We start from the raw sequence: 18,059 nt of genomic DNA, 5'->3' as shown, positions 1-18,059 counted from the left end.
ATTTGTGCTAGGGGCGACTCGCCGCGCATGTTACCTCTGCCGCATGCGGATCGCGGCCTTTCAACGTCTGGCACTTTTCGATGCCGTCGAGCAGGCGGCCCAGGCTTTGGCGCGCGATCTCGCCTGGGCGGAAAGGCAGGGCATCGATCTCGCCCTCTTTCCAGAATGCTATCTGCAGGGACACAGCTACAACGAAGCCATCGCCAGACGCCGCGCGCTTTCCCTCGACGATCCCGGTTTGGACGCGCTTGTCGCTCGCTTCGCCTCGAGCAGGACGACAGCGATTATTGGCCTCTTCGAGAAGAAGCGCAATCGTCGATCCGAACGGCGCCGTCGTGGCAAAGGCCAAGCCGCATAGCGAGGATGTCCTCGTCTTCGATCTGCCGGATCGGCAACCCGAGCGCGGATTCGCGCGAAAAGCAGCTGATATCGCTACCTAATTGTGCAAATCGCGCTATCCTCACAAGTCATGAGACCCGATCAACTGCTTTATCCGGCGCCTGCGGGCTTGTTCTGCCCGATAGGCGGCTTCTATATCGATCCCGTGCAGCCGGTCGAGCGAGCGCTCGTCACGCATGGTCATTCGGACCACGCTCGTTCCGGCCATGCCAATGTGCTCGCCACGCGCCAGACCCTCGATATCATGCGCATCCGCTATGGTGATGGCTTTGCAGGATCGGAGCAGGCGGTTGCCTTCGGCGAGGAAGTGACGATCAATGGCGTCAAGGTGCAGTTCCATCCTGCCGGCCACGTCCTGGGTTCGGCTCAGATCGCAGTGGAGAAGGATGGACTGCGCATCGTGGTCTCAGGCGATTACAAGCGCCGGCCGGACCCGACCTGTGAAGCCTATGTGCCGGTTCCCTGCGACGTCTTCATCACCGAGGCGACCTTCGGCCTGCCGGTCTTCCATCATCCCGATCCGATGGCAGAGACGCGCAAGCTCCTGGCTTCGCTTCGGCAGTTTCCAGAACGAACGCATCTGGTCGGCGCCTATGCGCTCGGCAAGGCACAGCGTGTCATCCGCCTGCTGCGCGATGCCGGCTATGACAAGCCGATCTATATCCATGGCGCGCTCGAAACCCTGTGCGACTACTATGTCAGCCAGGGCATCGCGCTTGGCGAACTCAAGCCAGCCACCTTCGAAAGCCGCGATCAGTCGATCTTTCAGGGCGCCGTCGTCGTCGGTCCGCCCTCCGCGTTTCAGGATCGCTGGGCGAGACGATTTAACGATCCGCTGCCGGCTTTCGCCTCCGGCTGGATGATGGTGCGCCAGCGTGCCAAGCAGCTTGGCGTCGAGCTGCCGCTGGTCATATCGGATCATTGCGACTGGCCCGAACTGACCGAGACGATCTCCGATTTGAAGCCGAGCGAGGTGTGGGTCACCCACGGCCGCGAAGAGGCGCTGGTGCGCTGGTGCGAGCTGCAGGGCATCGCCGCCAAGCCGCTGCATCTCATCGGCTATGAAGATGAGGGCGATTGATGAAAGCCTTTGCCGACCTCCTCGATCGCCTGGTGCTGACGCCGAGCCGCAACGGCAAGCTGAAGCTGCTGACCGATTATTTCCGCGATACGCCCGATCCGGACCGCGGCTATGGTCTGGCCGCCATTGCCGGCACGCTCGAGGTGCGCAACGTCAAGCCCGCCATGCTGCGCGAGCTCGTTCTCGAGCGCATGGACGAGGTGCTGTTTCGCTATTCCTACGATTATGTCGGCGATCTTGCCGAGACGATCTCGCTGGTATGGGACAAGGAAAGCGATATCGAGCGTCCTGCCGGAGAGCAGCCGAAGCTCGGCGAGGTTATCAGGCGCATGAATGCGCTTGGGCGGACCGAAGTGCGCAGCTTCGTCCGCGACCTGTTGGATCGGTTGGATACGTCGGGCCGCTTTGCCTTCCTGAAGCTTGCGACCGGCGCCATGCGCATCGGTGTTTCGGCCCGGCTTGCCAAACAGGCGCTGGCCGAACTCAGCGGCAAGGATGTGACCGAAATCGAAACGCTGTGGCATGGTCTGCAGCCGCCCTATGAAAGCCTGTTTCGATGGCTGGAAGGAAAGGGCGAGCGGCCGATATTGGCGACGCCGGCGATCTTCCATTCCGTTATGCTGGCCAATCCTGTTGAAACAGGCGATCTCGACGGGCTCGACCCTCGCGATTTCGCCGCCGAATGGAAGTGGGATGGCATCCGCGTCCAGCTTTCGCGCTCCGGGGAGACGAGCAAGCTCTATTCGCGCTCCGGCGATGACATATCCGGCGCCTTTCCAGACGTTGTGGACGCCATGAATTTCGAGGGCGTCATGGACGGTGAGCTGCTGGTTGGCGGCACTGTTCGCTCCAACAGCCCGACACGCAGCTTCTCCGATCTGCAGCAGCGCCTCAACCGCAAGACCGTGACGGCAAAGATGCTGGACGAGTTTCCGGCCTTCATCCGCGCCTATGATCTTCTTTTTGACGGCGCGGAGGACGTGCGCGCCCGCGGGTTCCTCGATCGGCGGGAGCGGCTGACGGAGATTATCGATGCCGCGCCCCACGACCGCTTTGATCTGTCGCCGCTCGTCGATTTCTCTTCCTGGGAGGAGCTCGACCGCCTGCGCTCCTCGCCGCCCGATCCGGTGATCGAAGGCGTGATGATCAAGCGCAGGGACAGCGCCTATCTCGCAGGCCGCGCCAAAGGCCCCTGGTTCAAGTGGAAGCGCGATCCCTATAATGTCGATGCCGTGCTGATGTATGCCCAGCGCGGCCACGGCAAGCGCTCCAGCTACTATTCCGATTTCACCTTCGGCGTCTGGGCGACGACGCCGGAGGGTGAGCAGCTCGTGCCTGTCGGCAAGGCCTATTTCGGCTTTACCGATGCGGAGCTTGAGGTGCTCGACAAGTTCGTGCGCAACAATACGGTCGACCGTTTCGGCCCAGTGCGAGCGGTGCGCGCCGATCGCGATTTTGGCTTCGTGCTCGAGGTCGCTTTCGAGGGCATCAACCGCTCGACCCGCCATAAATCGGGTGTCGCCATGCGCTTTCCACGCATTGCCCGACTGCGGCCCGACAAACCGCCCTACGAGGCCGACAGGCTGGAAACTTTGATCGCGATGATTGACGCCAAGGCTCCGGTTGTCGATGAATAGGCGAGGGCGATTCCTCACCACAAAGTGAGTTGGCCTAGCCTTCCAACCCGTGCAGATTCGATCTGCGCCGGGATATTTCGACAGAGCCCACGACCATGTCCGACGACCACGCATTTCGTCCCAATCGCCGCAGCCTTCTAGCCGGTATTGCCTTCACGCTCTTTGCGCCCAACATCGTCAGAGCTGCCGACGACAGTACGACTGCAAGCAAGCCTGCCGAGAACAAGAGTGTCGCCACACGGAACGACGAGAAGGCCGAGGATGCGCCGCCGCTGCTTTCGGGCGACTATGCCAAGGAACGCCATCTGTTTCGCACTGATCTCGTGAGCAAGGGACCTGCTCCCGATATCTACGAACCGCTGGTGACGCCATCGACCGCCGAACGGCTTTTCTATCGCAGCGGCGTCGGCGAGGAGCTGGAGCTCGTCGCCTGGGTTTCCCGCTACACGCGTTCGGAGAAACCGAAGCCGGCCGTATTGTTCCTGCATGGCGGCAACGCCATCGGCCAGGGACATTGGCAGCTGATGAAGCCCTATGTCGAGGCCGGCTACGTCGTCATGATCCCTTCCATGCGCGGCGAAAACGGCCAGAAGGGCAATTTTTCCGGCTTTTACGACGAAGTTGCCGATGTGCTGGCCGCGTCCAACCGGCTGCGGCATCTGCCGGGTGTCGATCCGCATCGCATGTTCCTGGCTGGCCACAGCATCGGCGGTACGCTCGCCATGCTGGCGGCCATGTCGACGAAGCGCTTCCGTGCGGTCGCGCCGATATCCGGCAACCCCGACGCTTACGCCTTCTTCAGCCGTTACCCGCAGGACATCCGCTTCAACACCAGGAACCCGCGTGAATACCAGATGCGCTCGCCGCTCTGCTACGCGCACAGCTTCAAAAGCCCGATAAAACTGTTCCACGGAACCGAAGAGGCGCATTTCGACTCGCGTCTGGCATTGCTTTCGAAACGGGCAACGGCCGCCGGCGTGAAGATCGAAATGGCGACGGTGCCGGGCAGCCACAATTCGGCTTTGCCGGGCGAAATCGCTCAAAGTATCGAGTTCTTCAAGAGCGTGGCTGTCTGAACCAGCGCCCGCAAGAGCGGCGCGGGAGATAATCCGAACCGCTCTGCGAGTCGATGCTTACGCCATCAGCTTCTCGATCAGCGCAGTCGCCGCTTCTGCAATCACCGTGCCGGGCGGGAAGATTGCGTCCGCACCGGCCGCTTCCAGCGCCGCGAAATCCTGTGGCGGGATGACGCCGCCGACGGCGATCAGCACATTGCCGGCATGACGGCGCGCAAGCGCTTCCTTCAGTTCCGGCACTAGCGTCAGATGGCCGGCGGCAAGCGATGATGCGCCGAGGATGTCGACGCCTTCGCGAACGGCGACATCGGCCACTTCTTCCGGAGTCTGGAACATGGCGCCGACGACGACATCGAAGCCGAGATCGGCAAAGGCCGTCGCAATCACCTTCTGCCCGCGATCATGGCCGTCCTGGCCCATCTTGGCGATGAGGATGCGGGGCTTTTCACCGCGCGCTCTGCGGAAGGCTTCAACCTTGACCACAGCCTTGTTGAAAGCAGGATCGGCATCGCCGACTTCCCGACGATAGACGCCGGAAATGGTCCTGATCTCGGCCACATGCCGGCCATATGCCTTTTCCAGCGCCAGCGAAATTTCGCCGACGGTCGCTCTTGCCCTTGCTGCCTTAACGGCGAAGTCGAGCAGATTGCCGCTGCCGGTGCGCGCCGCATCCGTCAGGGCGTCGAGGGCAGTCTCGACGGCGGCCGTCTCGCGTGTGCCCTTCAACTGCTGCAGTTTGGAAAGCTGGCGTGCCCGTACTTCGGAATTGTCGACCTTCAGCACGTCGACTTCGATATCCTGCTCCGGCTTGGAAAAATTGACACCGACGACGGTCTGATGGCCGCTGTCGATGCGTGCTTGCGTGCGGGCCGCGGCTTCCTCGATGCGAAGCTTCGGAATGCCTTTCTCGATCGCCTTCGCCATGCCGCCAAGTGCCTCGACTTCCTCGATATGGGCAAGGGCGCGGGCGGCGAGATCATGGGTCAGTCGTTCGACATAGGCCGAGCCGCCCCAGGGATCGATGATCCCTGTCGTGCCGGATTCCTTCTGCAGCAGGATCTGCGTGTTGCGCGCGATGCGAGCGGAATGATCGGTCGGGAGTGCGAGTGCTTCGTCGAAGGAATTGGTATGAAGCGACTGCGTATGCCCCTGCGTCGCCGCCATGGCCTCGACCATCGTGCGGATGATGTTGTTCATCGGATCCTGCGCCGTCAGCGACCAGCCGGAGGTCTGGCTATGGGTTCTGAGTGCCAGGGATTTTTGGTCTTTCGGTGCGAAATTCTTCTGCATCAGCGCGGCCCAGATCAGCCGTCCCGCGCGCATCTTGGCAACCTCCATGAAGAAGTTCATGCCGACGGCCCAGAAGAAGGAGAGGCGAGGGGCGAAGCTGTCTATATCGAGCCCGGCTGCCACGCCTGCCCGTGCATATTCGATGCCGTCGGCGATCGTGTAGGCGAGCTCCAGATCCGCCGTCGCGCCGGCTTCCTGCATGTGGTAGCCGGAGATCGAGATGGAGTTGAACTTCGGCATCCGCTGGCTGGTATAGCTGAAAATGTCCGAGACGATGCGCATCGAGGGCTGCGGCGGATAAATGTAGGTGTTGCGAACCATGAACTCCTTGAGAATGTCGTTCTGGATCGTGCCCGACAGCTTATCCTCGGAAACGCCCTGTTCCTCCGCCGCGACGATATAGAGCGCCATGACCGGCAGCACAGCGCCGTTCATGGTCATCGATACGCTCATCTCGTCAAGCGGAATACCGTCGAAGAGCTGGCGCATATCGAGGATGGAATCGATCGCCACCCCCGCCATACCGACATCGCCGGCCACTCGCGGATGATCGCTGTCATAGCCGCGGTGAGTGGCAAGATCGAAGGCGACGGAGAGGCCCTTCTGGCCGGCGGCAAGATTGCGGCGATAGAAGGCGTTGGACTCCTCGGCAGTGGAGAAGCCGGCATATTGGCGGATGGTCCAGGGCTGCTGGACATACATTGTGGGGTAGGGGCCGCGCACGAACGGCGCAGCACCGGGATAGGCATCCAAAAACTTCAGGCGGGCGAGGTCGCTTTCGCCATAGCTGCGCTTGACGCTGATGCCTTCGGGAGTTTCCCAGGCTGGGGCGCCGATTGTTGGCGTCGTTGCCTGCGGCTTGGCCCAGGGGATGGTGGCGAAGTCGGGGATATTGGTCATGGAGCCGATGCCTCCGTGGATGTGGAGATTGCGGTACCCCCCTCTGTCGCTTTCGCGACATCTCCCCCACAGGGGGGGAGATTGGAAACTGGTGGAGTCTTTCTGCCCCAAATAGATACCGCATCTGCGGCAGCATAGGTTGTCATTCTCGCTGGGGTTAAATTCTGGCACGGAACGATCTCCCCCCTTGTGGGGGAGATGTCACGAAGTGACAGAGGGGGGTGCCCAATCTCCTCGAACCCGATGTCCATCCTCATGCCTCCACCCCCTCATCCAATCGTATCGGCACCAACCCCATCCCGCCAACAATCGGACCCAAAGGCCCCAAAACCGTCACCGGCCGCTCGGTCTTCATGGCAAACAGCGTCGTCCCCACGATCGGCCTCGCGGCACGGCTCTCCCGCGCCTCTGCGATCATCGCCGCTAACTCGCCGCTGGAAATGACCTTCGCCAATCCTCCCTTGCCTTCGATCCGGGTGAAAATCTCCCAAGCCCGTTCGCAAAGCGCGTCGGTCAGCGCCTCGATGCCGCCGGCCCCGGCAGCTGGATCGGCGACATGATCGAGGTGGCTTTCGGCGATCAGAATCGTCTGCGTGTTGCGCGCTAGGCGCCGCGCCAGCGGATCAGGAATGCCGTGCGTCAGGCTGTGCGGCAGAACACCGATCTCGTCGGCGCCGCCAACGCCGGCTGAAAAGACCGCGATCGTGTTGCGCAGGATGTTCGTCTCCGGATCGAGGCGGGTCAGCATGCGATAGCTGGTCTCAGCAAAGAGATGTGCCGGTCGTGGGTCGGTAACGCCGCAGGCCTCGGCGATCCGGGTGAAGATCAGCCGCGCGGCGCGCATCTTCGCGGTTGTGATGAACTGATTCTGATCGGCCGAAAGGCAGAGGCTGATTGCCGCAAGCGCTGCTTCCGGTGACAGTCCCGCCTCCTCAAGCAGTCGTAAATGGCCTACGAGGCTTGCCGCCATCACCGCCAGTTCCTGCGCCTCGGTCCCGCCGGCGTTATGCACGGCACGGCCGTCCGCATTGACGATCGTACCAACCGACTTCAACTCTTTGAAGTATTTGATGTCGCTGGTAAAATTGGCGAAACGCCCGGCTGTCAAGAAAGCGTCGAGTCCAAGGTGCAATCTTTGGGCGCCACCATCCACAATCGAGGCTGCCGCCATTTTCGCAATGCCGGAAGAAAAGCCATCGAGGCGCAGGGTCGTAGTCTTGGCGGATGCTGCTGCCAGCACTTCGGAAAAGATTGGCGACTGAGCATCCATCCCGATGCCGAAGGCCGAAGCGGAACTGCTGGAAACGAGGCTGATACCGCTTGCGCCATTGGCAAGATCGTCGCCGAGCTGCACCATTGCCCGCTCGGTGTCCGGATCGTCCATGCGCTGCATCACCGTCCATGGCAACTCGGCCCGCTGACGAAATAGCGGCTTGCCGTCGCGCCGTCGCTGGTAAAGCGGCTCTATCGCGATGCCGTCATCGGTTCGCGAGACCAGTGCTTCCTGGAAATTCTTGCCTTTCAGCGCCCGTTCCACCAGCTTCAGCCAAGTCTTTTGGTCGGTCTGGCCGAAGATGCCCGGGTCGAGACTGTCGATATTCATGCGCTCCTCCGTACTGCATTGGTCTAGCCCATGATGTCGCAAGGGAAAACAGGAGTTTGGCCGATCGGTGCAATATCTTCGTTGGAACCGTCTGGCGATCGACGCCAGCCTCGCTCCAGCCGCGGCAGTCATTATGCGGCCGATCCGATGTGTCCCAACTGGTTTCCGATAATGGCCGACCTGCTGCCCGTTTCCCGTCATCTGTTTGCCGCTGCCGCACTGACGACATTGTCCGCCTGCAGCATCATTCCCGATACGGGCGCCACCGATCCGGATCGCTTCGTGCAGGAGACGACGCCCGTCTTCTATCGTCCGGAGGGGATCGAGCCGAACAGGGTAAGGCGCCTGCCGGTGCAGCCCGTGCCGCAATCGCGCGATCTCTTCCGCACCCAATTCCACCAGACCTATGGCCTGCCGACCTTCAATCCAGTGCACCAGGCCATGTATGCGCAGCGCAGTGAAGACGACTTCACGTTGCCGGCCATCCCCTACAAGCGCATCGATCCGCGCTTCCTGCGCCAGGAGGTGGATTACCAGACCAGGGAACGCCCCGGCACCATTGTTGTCGATACGCGCGACCACTTCCTCTATTTCATCGAACCGGGCGGCAAGGCGATGCGCTATGGCGTCGGCCTCGGCGCGGCAGGATATGCCTGGCACGGCAGGGGCCTGATCCAATGGAAGCAGAAATGGCCGCGCTGGACCCCGCCCGCAGAAATGGTCGCGCGCGACCCGCAGATGAGGCCGCTATCGGCCGAGCGCGGCGGCATGAATCCGGGGCCGACCAATCCGCTCGGCGCGCGTGCGCTCTATATCTATCAGAATGGCCGGGATACTCTTTATCGAGTTCACGGCACCCCGGATTGGCAGTCGATCGGCAAGGCTGCATCTTCCGGCTGTGTTCGCATGCTCAACCAGGACGTGATAGATCTTTACAACCGGGTGCCCGATAAGGCGGAAATCGTCGTTCTGTAGCGGTATTTTACCACAAATTTTCGTGATGTTGCATAAGTGCGATAGTCGGGGTGGTTTGCGCTCTTTAGTTTTGCGTCTGTCTCTGCGAACCTCTCGGGGAGCCGAATCAGCCTGTTGGTACGGGTTTTCGCTTCCTCCACAAAAGGAACTATGCTGTCGACATGAGCCTTCCTTCATCCCTATCGCGACGTAACTTCCTCGCTCTGGCGGGTCTCGGCGCCGTTTCGACGCTTGCCAGCTGCGCCTCCACCATCGACAACGGCCCCGTCGTCAGCCCGGTTCAATATACCGGCTCCCCGCGGCCGTTCCGAACCTGGTTCTCCAGCTATGATGGCGAGCAGCCTGATCCGGCCGTAATCTATGCCTCCGTCGAGGATGGCGGCTTCATCATTCCGGCGGTTCCCTACCAGCAAATCGATCCCCGCTTCTATCGTCAACGGGTGATCGACCCAACAGGCGAGGCACCCGGCAGCGTGGTCGTCAATACAACCCAGCGCATGCTTTATGTGACCGAGCAGGGTGGAACGGCGATGCGCTATGGCATCGGCGTCGGCCGCGAAGGATTTGCCTGGCAGGGCCGGGGCGTCATCCAGTGGCGCAAGAAATGGCCGCGCTGGAATCCGCCGGATGAAATGGTCGCCCGCCAGCCGGAACTCGTGAAATATTCCATCGCCAATGGCGGCATGGACCCGGGCCTGAAGAACCCGCTGGGGGCACGTGCTCTCTATATTTTCGAGGACAAGCAGGATTCGCTTTACCGCCTGCACGGTAATCCCGATTGGCGCTCCATCGGCAAGGCCGTTTCCTCCGGCTGCGTCCGTCTGCTGAATCAGGATGTCATCGATCTCTATGACCGCGTTCCCGAGCGCGCGCCGATCCTGGTCACGGCCTGATACCGCATCATTGAAAAAGGGGCGCCGCTGGCGCCCTTTTTGTTTGCGGTCCTGACTGGAAGTACCCGGAAGCCGATCTCAAACGATTGTCAGATTGATTTTCGACTGCCGGCGCTGGTCGCGCTGATTGGCTCTCCGCCATATCGCAGTCGTCACTATCCTCGTATTGACGGCCTTATCGCAATTCACTTTCTCAAAACCATTGCGAAATATATGTTGCGCGCGATTAAATCGTGATGTATATAAAATTCATCCAACCGAAGGAGACAGGACATGCCTATTCTTTATACGACCAAAGCTTCCGCCACCGGTGGCCGCGCCGGCCATGCAGTTTCCGAAAATGGCGTCCTCGACGTCACGCTGACCGTACCGAAGGAGCTCGGTGGCGATGGCGCTACCGGCACCAATCCGGAGCAGCTCTTTGCAGCCGGCTATTCCGCCTGCTTCCTGGGCGCTTTGAAATTTGTCGCAGGCCAGCAGAAGGTCAAGATTCCGGAAGACGCCAAGGTCACGGCGACTGTCGGGATTGGTCCTCGCGCGGATGGCACCGGCTTCGGCATCGAAGTTTCGTTGGCTGTCCACATTCCCGGCATGGACAAGGCCGAGGCTGAAAAGCTCGCCGCTGCCGCCCATATCGTATGCCCCTACAGCCATGCCATGCGCACCTCGACCGAAGTGCCGGTTGCTGTTGTCTGACGGGAAACGCGCCGCCGGTCGATTGAGGACCGGATATGTGGGAATATATTGAAAAGGAGCGGCAGTTTTATCTATCGCTCCTTTTCTTTTGCAAGAAAAATGCTATATCTTTTCTTAGGAAAGGAAGTAGCCATGATAAAAGCCCAGGTAATAGGCCAGCCGATGCCCGGTGAAGCGCTGGTCATCACCAAGGCCGTCGTCAATGCCGCCGAGAGGCTGGGATTGAACGCCCGCATCCTTGCGGCCATCATCGGCGTGTCGGAGGCGACGGTATCGCGCATGAAGCGGCAGGATCATCTGCTGGAGCGCGATAGCAAGCCTTTCGAACTTGCCGTGCTTTTCGTTCGTCTCTTCCGTTCGCTCGATGCCATCGTCGGCGGCGACGAGGCTGTGGCGCGGCAATGGCTGCGTAACGGCAATATCGCCTTTGGCGCAGCGCCGATCGACAAGATCATCTCGATTTCCGGTTTGACCGATGTCCTTGCCTATCTGGACGCCCGCCGCGCTCTCGTCTGAGGCAAAGGTCATCTCCGGCCAATATTGGCGGCTGGTGGAATCGCAGCATCAGGTCTCGACGCTGAAGCTTGTCGATACGCTGGAGGAGCAAGCGCTTCTCGAAAGCGTGCTCGAGGAAACCAAGCCGGCGCTGCCGCCGGAATGCGCAGGGCTGGATTATCTGCTCGCCACACCCTTCCGTTACGGAGCGATCTATCCCCACGGTTCCCGTTTCAGACGCGCCGGCCGCACGCTCGGCGTTTTCTATGCCTCGGAGCAGGTGGAGACGGCCCTGGCTGAAATGAGCTTCTATCGGCTGCTCTTCTTCCGTGATTCCCCTGACACGCCGTTGCCTGCCAATGCCGCTGAATATACAGCCTTTTCTGCTGCGATTGCGACGAAGGCCGGGATCGATCTGACAGTGCCTCCCTTGGATCGCGATCGGCAACTGTGGACCGATCCGGTCAACTACGAAGCCTGCCAGTCGCTCGCCGAGGCGGCGCGAGCCGGCGGTATCGAGGCAATCCTTTATCGTTCCGTCCGGGATCCCCGCGGAGGCATGAACATCGCGCTGCTCACGGCCAGGGCCTTCTCCGCCCGCGAACCCGTCGAACGCCAGACCTGGCGCATCCGGCTGTCTCGCGTCGGCGTGCAGGCGCTGTGCGAATTCCCACGGCGCCGCATCGGCTTCGAAAGGCAGGATTTCGAGGGCGATCCGCGATTGTCTGAACCGCAATTCAGAGCAGAATAGCGAGATCGCTACGCAGGCGGTCGCCATTGCCGTCGGGCAGCCGCTCTTCGAGGGCGGCATGTGTCGTCTTCCAGATCGGCACGGCGGCGGCGAGCGCCGCCTTTCCCGATGGCGTGAGGCTGAGCAGGCGGGCGCGGCGATCTTTTGGATTGGGCACGATGCTCACCCATCCCCGCCGTTCCAGTGGCTTTAAGGCCGCCGTCAGCGTCGTCTGGTCTATTGCCAGGAGCGCTGTGACCGATCCCATGGATGCCGGCGCCGGCCTGTTCAGAGACATCATCAGGGAGAACTGGCCGTTGGTGAGTCCGAATGGCCGCAGTGCCTCGTCAAAACGGCGGGCAAGCGCGCGCGCCGCGCGTTGGACATGCAGGCACAGGCAGGTATCGCGGACTAACAGCGTGGTTTCAAAGGGGATTTGGACTGCGTTTGACATGATTCATTAATATTGATATCAATATATTTGTCAAGATTTGGAAATGAAAACGCCGGAGGAGGGCGCGGACAATGAACCAGGTCGTTTCCAGGGAAGTGTGGCTCGAGGCCCGCCGTCAACTGCTTGCCAGGGAGAAGGAGGCCACGCATCTTCGCGATCGCGTCAATGCGGAACGCCTAGCCTTGCCCTGGGTAAAGGTCGATAAGGATTATGTTTTCGACACGCCGGCCGGCAAGAGGACGCTTGCCGATCTCTTCGACGGCCGCAGCCAGCTGATCATCTATCATTTCATGCTCGGCCCGGATTGGGATGCCGGATGCACCGGTTGCTCCTTCCTCGCCGATCATTTCGATGGAACGCTTCCGCATCTCAATCATCACGATGTCACGCTGGTCGCAGTGTCGCGCGCGCCGATCGAAAAGATAGAGGCCTATAAGAAGCGCATGGGCTGGAAATTCCCCTGGGTGTCGTCCTTCTCCAACGATTTCAATTTCGACTATCACGTCTCTTTCACCAAAGAGCAGCTCGCCGGTGAAAAGGTGTTCTATAATTTCAATGATATGGACGCCGCCAACGGCAACGACGAGTTGCCTGGACTCAGCGCCTTCTACAAGGATGAAGCCGGCAATATCTTCCACACCTATTCCAGCTATGCCCGCGGCGGCGAGGAAATGATCGGCACGCTGATGATCCTCGACAACGCACCGAAGGGCCGAAATGAAGGCCAGACCATGGATTTCGTGCGCCGCCATGACGAATATCAGGAGGCGGAGAAGGCGGGCTCCTGCTGCCATTGAGGGCGTGGCGAGACCGCCAAATTCATGCCATGCGGCACAAGGGGTCGAATTATTACGCCTTGCGCCTAGTTAAGACCTGGAGCCTGCTCGCCGGGGAACGACGGATCAACCGATTGACCATCGTTCGGCCGTCACTTTCATCGGCCATGATGAGCTTGCGCCGACATCAGGCTCAGGATGAGACGGATGACCGCAACAATCACAATAGGGAGCGATGTTATGGCTGAGAAGGGATATTTTGTCTGGTACGAGCTGATGACGACAGACATGAAAGCGGCGGAAGCCTTCTATACCAAGGTCGTCGGCTGGGATGCGGCGGATGCCGGCATGCCTGATGTCGGCATGGACTATACGCTGTTCAGCGCCGGTGCAGGCCCTGTTGCCGGTTTGATGATCCTGCCTGACGAGGCGAAGGCCATGGGCACGCCGCCCTGCTGGACCGGCTATATCGGCGTTCCCAATGTCGATGAAGCCACCAAGACCGTTGTCGCTAAGGGCGGCAAGACCTATCGCGAGCCCACGGATATTCCAGGCGTCGGCCGGTTCTCCGTCGTCTCCGATCCCTATGGCGCTGCATTCTGCCTGTTCACCCCGCTGCCGGGCCAGGATTGGGAGCCGCCTGCGCCTGCGACACCGGGCTATTTCGGCTGGCACGAACTCTATTCCAACGACGGCCCGAAGGCCTTCGATTTCTATAGCGAGATGTTCGGCTGGGAACTGAGCTCCGATTTCGACATGGGGCCGATGGGTAAATACAAGATCTTCAAGATCGGCGATCGCGACTTCGGCGGCATCATGACCAAGCCGGCGGAAATGCCGATGGCGGCCTGGAATTTCTACATCAACGTTCCGGCGATCGACGCCGCGATCGCCCGCATCACGGAGGGCGGCGGCAGGATCGCCAACGGCCCGATGGAAGTGCCCGGCGGCAGCTGGATCGTCCAGGCAACCGATCCGCAAGGCGCATTCTTCTCGCTGGTCGCACCGGTGCGCTGATCTTCACCTTCTCCCTTGAGGGAAGTAACACCTCCCTTTGATGGGGGAGGTCGCCGCAAAGCGGCGGGTGGGGGTGATAGTCGGAACCGGAAAGGTCTCCGCGGATCACCCCACCCCAGAGCTTCGCTCCGACCCTCCCCCTCAAGGGGAGGGTAATCTTCTATCGCTTCAGGCTGCCAAGAATGCCGCGCACCAGCGCTCGTCCGACCTGCGTTGCCACCGTGCGCGCCATGCTTTTCATCGTCGCCTCCAGAATCGTCTCGCGCTGATAGCCCGAACGGCCGCGGCTTGCCGGCTTGCTGCTGTCGCCGCCAAAGCCGGGCAAGGTCCAGCCATCGCCGGCACTCTCGCTCTGCGGCGCAGCCGCCTTGCGCGCACGCTCCGTCAGGATCTCGTAAGCGGATTCGCGGTCGATCGTCTGGTCATAGACGCCTGCAACCGGACTGCCGTTGATGATGGCTTGACGCTCGCCATCCGTGACGGGGCCGATACGGCCCGATGGCGGGCGGATCAGCGTGCGTTCGACGATGGAGGGCGCACCCTTGCCCTCGAGCATTGATACCAGCGCCTCGCCAGTGCCGAGCGTCGTGATGACGGTGGCGCAATCGAAGGCCGGATTGGGCCGGAAGGTCGAGGCCGCCGTCTGCACGGCCTTCTGTTCGCGTGGTGTATAGGCGCGAAGCGCATGCTGCACGCGATTGCCAAGCTGTGCCAGCACCGTTTCCGGCACGTCGAGCGGGTTCTGCGTCACGAAATAGACGCCCACGCCCTTTGAGCGGATCAGTCGCACCACTTGCTCCACGCGTTCGATCAGCACCTTCGGCGCGTCGTTGAAAAGCAGGTGCGCCTCATCGAAGAAGAAGACCAGCTTCGGCTTGTCCGGATCGCCGACTTCGGGCAGTTCCTCGAATAGCTCGGAGAGCAGCCACAGCAAGAAGGTGGCATAGAGCCGCGGGTTCATCATCAGCTTGTCGGCCGCAAGCACCGAGACCTGCCCGTAGCCGTCATTGCTGACCCGCATGATGTCGGAGATTTTCAGCGCCGGCTCGCCGAAGAAGTTTTCCGCGCCCTGCTGCTCCAGCACGAGCATTGCGCGCTGGATCGAACCGACGGAGGATTTCGAGATCAGGCCGTATTTGCTGGAAAGCTCGCTGGCATTGTCGCCCATATAATTCAGCAGCGCCTGCAGGTCCTTGAGATCGAGCAGCGCCAGGCCATTCTCATCGGCGATCTTGAAGGCAATGTTGAGCACGCCTTCCTGCGCCTCGGACGCATCCATCAAGCGCGCCAGCAGCAGCGGCCCCATCTCGGCGATGGTAGTGCGCACGCTGTGGCCCTTTTCGCCATAGAGGTCCCAGAAGATCACCGGGAACTGGTCGAACTCATAGGGCGACAGGCCGATTTCCTCGGCGCGCTTCAGCAGGAAGTCCTTCGGCTCGCCCTTGGCGGCGATGCCCGAAAGATCGCCCTTGATGTCGGCACAGAAGACGGGCACGCCGGCCTTGGAAAATCCTTCCGCCAGAACCTGCAGCGTCACCGTCTTGCCGGTGCCGGTGGCACCTGTGACGAGGCCATGACGGTTGCCGAATTTCAGCGTCAGGAATTCGTCCTTGTTGATGCTGTCATCCGGATTGCGGCTCGCGCCGACGAAAATCTGTCCATCCTGCTGCGGCATGGTGTCGTCTCCCTTAAAGCACTTCCAGCAAAAGTGCGAAGCGGTTTTGCGTCCGGAACTGCGTAAAAACAAAAAGATAGAACGTTTTCGCGATTCGAAGAAAAGCGGAAATGCTCCAGAGCATGCTGCCGAAAAATGTCACCGGTTTTCAGACGACATCATGCTCTACCTATATGATTCTAGAACCGGATGATTTCGGATCGATTGGATCCGAAATCATCCGGTTCTAGGGCGGCGGCACAGCAGCTTCTGAAAGCTGCAAGGGCCATTCATCGATTTGTCCTGACACTGTTATAAGAACTCGCGTGAAGAGGGACAACCATTCGCGTCGAGGTTCCGCTTCTGGTAGAATGATAGCCGCCGGGGCGTCTTGTGCCGGTTGCCGCATTCAGTTACGTTGACGTTAACGTTATAAAGGCAGGAGGCCACAGTGAACGAAGTTATTGATCAGATCGCGACCAAAGCCGGCATCGCTCCCGACCTCGCGGAAAAGGCCGTCGGCATGATTCTCGGTTTCCTGCAGCGCGAAGCTCCGGATGGTCCCGTCACCAAAATGATCGAATCTATTCCCGGCGCCACCGATCTCGTTGCACAATATAATGGCGAGGAAACGGGCGGCGGCGGCCTGCTCGGCGGCTTGCTTAGCGCAGTCGGCGGTGGCGGCGGCCTGATGGCGCTCGGCCAGCAGCTGATGAGCAGCGGTCTCAGCATGGGTGAAATCGGCTCGCTCGCCAAGGAAACGATTGCAACCGCTCGCCAGCATGCCGGCGACGAGGTGGTCGACCAGGTCGTCAATTCCGTCCCGGGCCTGCACCAGTTCATTTGAGGCTGAAGAAGCGTTCTCCTGATGACGAGAGAGCCGACTGGCCGATAGCCATCGGTTTCATCCGTTGACTTCATGGGTACGTTCCGCAGTTTAAGTATTGATTACTTCGATCTCGGCCTTCGCCCTTGGGCGAGGGCCGTCGTTTTTGAGGAGGCAGATTCGTGCCAGACAGCCCTATCCCGGCCCTTATGCCAAGCAGGTCCGGTCACCAGTTCGTCCTCTATGGTGATGCCTGTTCTGGTATCCCTGGCGCCCTTCATGAAAGCACTTTCGCCAGCGTCAATCAGATCCTGCGCAGGCTCGATCCGCCCCCGGAATTCATTCTGTTTCCGGGTGACGAGATCATCGGGCTAACCGCCGATCCGGATGCATTGCGGGCGCAATGGCGGCATTGGCTTGATCGTGAGATGGCATGGCTCGATCGCAGCAAAACGCCGCTTTGGCATACGACAGGCAACCACACGACCTATGACGAGATGAGCGAGCGGATTTTCCGCGAAGTCCTTCAGCTGCCCGAAAACGGGCCAGCGGGGCAGGAGGGATTATCCTACTGGGTTCGTCGCGATGATCTGCTGCTGGTGTTCGTACATACGTTGTGGACGGGGTTGGGCGGTGAAGGGCACGTCGAGACGGAATGGCTGGAAGCGACGCTGAAGGCGCATTCCGATGCCAGGCATAAGATCGTGCTGGGTCATCACCCTGTTTTCCCCGTCAACGGCTATTCCGGTACATACCAGCGGGAGATCGGTCACGAATATGCGAAGCCGTTCTGGGATATTCTCGTGGACGCCGATGTCCTGGCTTATGTCTGCAGCCATATGCTGGTTTTCGACGTTCAAGTTCATCGCGGCGTCTTGCAGCTTTGCACGGCGGGAGCAGGGACGGCGCACCGTATGCCGGAAGGCGTGGAGTATCTCCACTGCGTTCAGGCCGCATTGGACGCGGACGGATTCCGCTATCAGGTGCTCGACACCTGCGGCATTGTTCGCGAGCGGCTGCAATGGCCTTTTAAATCGGCCAAGACGTTGCGACATCTATCGCTCGGATTGAACGAAGCCGACTTTGGCGGTCTCCAGGGCGACAATTATATCGTTCACCTCCGGATCTCCGGACGCTTGGCGGACGAGGTGCATGCCCCGGCGCAAACGCTATTTTCCGCCTTCGAAAACCAGGAGATCGCCCCCGTGTGGCTGGGCTTGCGTGGTTCCCGGCAGACATTGACTTTGATTCTTGGCCGCGATCCCGGCCGCAGTCCGCATTACTGGTTCGGGCCTGATCTCGCTCCGGGCCGACCATTCGATATAGACATTGCCCTGCACGCAGGCATGGGGCCTGGCGGCATGCTCTTTCGCATGCCGACCGACCACGGGTGGAGCTCGCTCAAGGGCGCGTCGGCAACCGGTCTCGAGCGCACCATATGGCCTGAACGATGGGCTATGGGCCATGGCCAGGGTGGCGCCGCGGACCGTCCCTTCACGGGCGAGGATCTGGCCGTCCAGATTGCGGCGTCGGCATGAGCGCCTTCGCCGCACAGAC

General features: G+C 60.7%; 17 protein-coding genes. 13 read left to right on the top strand and 4 right to left on the bottom strand.

The genetic code is table 11. From position 1 onward, the window contains the following. Window positions 1–43: 43 nt before the first annotated feature. The 4 genes from AC13QY_RS19450 (at window position 44) to AC13QY_RS19435 (ending at window position 4,193) form a co-directional block, all read left to right on the top strand. Window positions 44–358 carry a carbon-nitrogen hydrolase family protein gene (locus AC13QY_RS19450; RefSeq protein WP_233788683.1) on the top strand — a complete coding sequence of 105 codons (315 nt, stop codon included), beginning with the start codon at window positions 44–46 and terminating at the stop codon, window positions 356–358. Window positions 359–469: 111 nt separating this feature from the next. Further along, window positions 470–1,480: a ligase-associated DNA damage response exonuclease gene (locus AC13QY_RS19445; RefSeq protein ID WP_488493804.1), complete on the top strand. Its 1,011-nt coding sequence runs from the start codon at window positions 470–472 to the stop codon at window positions 1,478–1,480. Next, on the top strand, window positions 1,480–3,117 hold the full coding sequence (locus AC13QY_RS19440; RefSeq protein ID WP_113353977.1) for a cisplatin damage response ATP-dependent DNA ligase: 1,638 nt from the start codon (window positions 1,480–1,482) through the stop codon (window positions 3,115–3,117). The genes AC13QY_RS19445 and AC13QY_RS19440 overlap by 1 nt, the downstream gene beginning before the upstream one ends. Window positions 3,118–3,212: 95 nt before the next feature. Then, the gene (locus AC13QY_RS19435) at window positions 3,213–4,193 is read left to right on the top strand and encodes an alpha/beta fold hydrolase (protein WP_113353978.1); all 981 of its coding nucleotides are present in this window, start codon (window positions 3,213–3,215) and stop codon (window positions 4,191–4,193) included. Between the two features lie 57 nt (window positions 4,194–4,250). Here the strand turns inward: AC13QY_RS19435 and scpA are convergent, their stop codons facing one another. After that, a complete protein-coding gene (gene scpA, locus AC13QY_RS19430; RefSeq protein ID WP_113353979.1) occupies window positions 4,251–6,383 on the bottom strand; it encodes a methylmalonyl-CoA mutase in 2,133 nt (710 codons plus the stop codon). A 253-nt stretch (window positions 6,384–6,636) separates the two neighbouring features. Further along, window positions 6,637–7,986: a methylmalonyl-CoA mutase family protein gene (locus AC13QY_RS19425; protein ID WP_113353980.1), complete on the bottom strand. Its 1,350-nt coding sequence runs from the start codon at window positions 7,984–7,986 to the stop codon at window positions 6,637–6,639. Window positions 7,987–8,157: 171 nt separating this feature from the next. Between AC13QY_RS19425 and AC13QY_RS19420 the strand changes: the two genes are divergently transcribed. The 5 genes from AC13QY_RS19420 (at window position 8,158) to AC13QY_RS19400 (ending at window position 11,796) form a co-directional block, all read left to right on the top strand. Then, window positions 8,158–8,961, top strand: a complete 804-nt coding sequence (locus AC13QY_RS19420) for a L,D-transpeptidase (protein WP_113353981.1) — start codon at window positions 8,158–8,160, stop codon at window positions 8,959–8,961. A 161-nt stretch (window positions 8,962–9,122) separates the two neighbouring features. Next, a complete protein-coding gene (locus tag AC13QY_RS19415) occupies window positions 9,123–9,854 on the top strand; it encodes a L,D-transpeptidase family protein (RefSeq protein WP_113331882.1) in 732 nt (243 codons plus the stop codon). Between the two features lie 273 nt (window positions 9,855–10,127). After that, window positions 10,128–10,550: an organic hydroperoxide resistance protein gene (locus AC13QY_RS19410; RefSeq protein ID WP_069613858.1), complete on the top strand. Its 423-nt coding sequence runs from the start codon at window positions 10,128–10,130 to the stop codon at window positions 10,548–10,550. 132 nt (window positions 10,551–10,682) lie between these two features. Further along, window positions 10,683–11,066 carry an MbcA/ParS/Xre antitoxin family protein gene (locus AC13QY_RS19405; RefSeq protein ID WP_113353982.1) on the top strand — a complete coding sequence of 128 codons (384 nt, stop codon included), beginning with the start codon at window positions 10,683–10,685 and terminating at the stop codon, window positions 11,064–11,066. Further along, window positions 11,026–11,796 carry an RES family NAD+ phosphorylase gene (locus tag AC13QY_RS19400; RefSeq protein WP_113331880.1) on the top strand — a complete coding sequence of 257 codons (771 nt, stop codon included), beginning with the start codon at window positions 11,026–11,028 and terminating at the stop codon, window positions 11,794–11,796. Before AC13QY_RS19405 ends, AC13QY_RS19400 begins: the two co-directional genes overlap by 41 nt. Here the strand turns inward: AC13QY_RS19400 and AC13QY_RS19395 are convergent. Then, window positions 11,783–12,229 (bottom strand): MarR family winged helix-turn-helix transcriptional regulator, encoded by a 447-nt coding sequence (locus AC13QY_RS19395; RefSeq protein ID WP_113353983.1) that lies wholly within the window; start codon window positions 12,227–12,229, stop codon window positions 11,783–11,785. The genes AC13QY_RS19400 and AC13QY_RS19395 overlap by 14 nt on opposite strands. A 71-nt stretch (window positions 12,230–12,300) precedes the next feature. Between AC13QY_RS19395 and AC13QY_RS19390 the strand changes: the two genes are divergently transcribed. Beyond that, window positions 12,301–13,026 (top strand): DUF899 domain-containing protein, encoded by a 726-nt coding sequence (locus AC13QY_RS19390; protein WP_113331878.1) that lies wholly within the window; start codon window positions 12,301–12,303, stop codon window positions 13,024–13,026. A gap of 219 nt (window positions 13,027–13,245) precedes the next feature. Beyond that, window positions 13,246–14,022, top strand: coding sequence for a VOC family protein (locus AC13QY_RS19385; protein WP_113331877.1), 777 nt, complete (start codon window positions 13,246–13,248; stop codon window positions 14,020–14,022). 160 nt (window positions 14,023–14,182) lie between these two features. Here AC13QY_RS19385 and AC13QY_RS19380 read toward each other — a convergent pair whose 3' ends face one another. Next, window positions 14,183–15,697 carry a helicase HerA-like C-terminal domain-containing protein gene (locus AC13QY_RS19380; RefSeq protein ID WP_113353984.1) on the bottom strand — a complete coding sequence of 505 codons (1,515 nt, stop codon included), beginning with the start codon at window positions 15,695–15,697 and terminating at the stop codon, window positions 14,183–14,185. Window positions 15,698–16,127: 430 nt separating this feature from the next. On the opposite strand from AC13QY_RS19380, the gene AC13QY_RS19375 reads away from it, so the two are divergent. Both AC13QY_RS19375 and AC13QY_RS19370 read left to right on the top strand, forming a co-directional pair. After that, window positions 16,128–16,523: a hypothetical protein gene (locus tag AC13QY_RS19375; RefSeq protein ID WP_113353985.1), complete on the top strand. Its 396-nt coding sequence runs from the start codon at window positions 16,128–16,130 to the stop codon at window positions 16,521–16,523. Between the two features lie 161 nt (window positions 16,524–16,684). Further along, window positions 16,685–18,040 (top strand): metallophosphoesterase family protein, encoded by a 1,356-nt coding sequence (locus AC13QY_RS19370; protein ID WP_113353986.1) that lies wholly within the window; start codon window positions 16,685–16,687, stop codon window positions 18,038–18,040. Window positions 18,041–18,059: the final 19 nt, after the last annotated feature.

This window comes from Martinezella sp. CNPSo 3795 (assembly GCF_057784475.1).
The sequence above is the reverse complement of the archived record's forward strand: the minus strand, read 5'-3'. Positions and strand labels throughout refer to the sequence as shown.

What these genes read in the sequence shown, in the direction of transcription:
- AC13QY_RS19450 (WP_233788683.1), top strand. Translation starts at nt 44, where the DNA reads ATGCGGATCGCGGCCTTTCAACGTCTGGCACTTTTCGATGCCGTCGAG.
- AC13QY_RS19445 (WP_488493804.1), top strand. Translation starts at nt 470, where the DNA reads ATGAGACCCGATCAACTGCTTTATCCGGCGCCTGCGGGCTTGTTCTGC.
- AC13QY_RS19440 (WP_113353977.1), top strand. Translation starts at nt 1,480, where the DNA reads ATGAAAGCCTTTGCCGACCTCCTCGATCGCCTGGTGCTGACGCCGAGC.
- AC13QY_RS19435 (WP_113353978.1), top strand. Translation starts at nt 3,213, where the DNA reads ATGTCCGACGACCACGCATTTCGTCCCAATCGCCGCAGCCTTCTAGCC.
- scpA (WP_113353979.1), bottom strand. Translation starts at nt 6,383, where the DNA reads ATGACCAATATCCCCGACTTCGCCACCATCCCCTGGGCCAAGCCGCAG.
- AC13QY_RS19425 (WP_113353980.1), bottom strand. Translation starts at nt 7,986, where the DNA reads ATGAATATCGACAGTCTCGACCCGGGCATCTTCGGCCAGACCGACCAA.
- AC13QY_RS19420 (WP_113353981.1), top strand. Translation starts at nt 8,158, where the DNA reads ATGGCCGACCTGCTGCCCGTTTCCCGTCATCTGTTTGCCGCTGCCGCA.
- AC13QY_RS19415 (WP_113331882.1), top strand. Translation starts at nt 9,123, where the DNA reads ATGAGCCTTCCTTCATCCCTATCGCGACGTAACTTCCTCGCTCTGGCG.
- AC13QY_RS19410 (WP_069613858.1), top strand. Translation starts at nt 10,128, where the DNA reads ATGCCTATTCTTTATACGACCAAAGCTTCCGCCACCGGTGGCCGCGCC.
- AC13QY_RS19405 (WP_113353982.1), top strand. Translation starts at nt 10,683, where the DNA reads ATGATAAAAGCCCAGGTAATAGGCCAGCCGATGCCCGGTGAAGCGCTG.
- AC13QY_RS19400 (WP_113331880.1), top strand. Translation starts at nt 11,026, where the DNA reads ATGTCCTTGCCTATCTGGACGCCCGCCGCGCTCTCGTCTGAGGCAAAG.
- AC13QY_RS19395 (WP_113353983.1), bottom strand. Translation starts at nt 12,229, where the DNA reads ATGTCAAACGCAGTCCAAATCCCCTTTGAAACCACGCTGTTAGTCCGC.
- AC13QY_RS19390 (WP_113331878.1), top strand. Translation starts at nt 12,301, where the DNA reads ATGAACCAGGTCGTTTCCAGGGAAGTGTGGCTCGAGGCCCGCCGTCAA.
- AC13QY_RS19385 (WP_113331877.1), top strand. Translation starts at nt 13,246, where the DNA reads ATGGCTGAGAAGGGATATTTTGTCTGGTACGAGCTGATGACGACAGAC.
- AC13QY_RS19380 (WP_113353984.1), bottom strand. Translation starts at nt 15,697, where the DNA reads ATGCCGCAGCAGGATGGACAGATTTTCGTCGGCGCGAGCCGCAATCCG.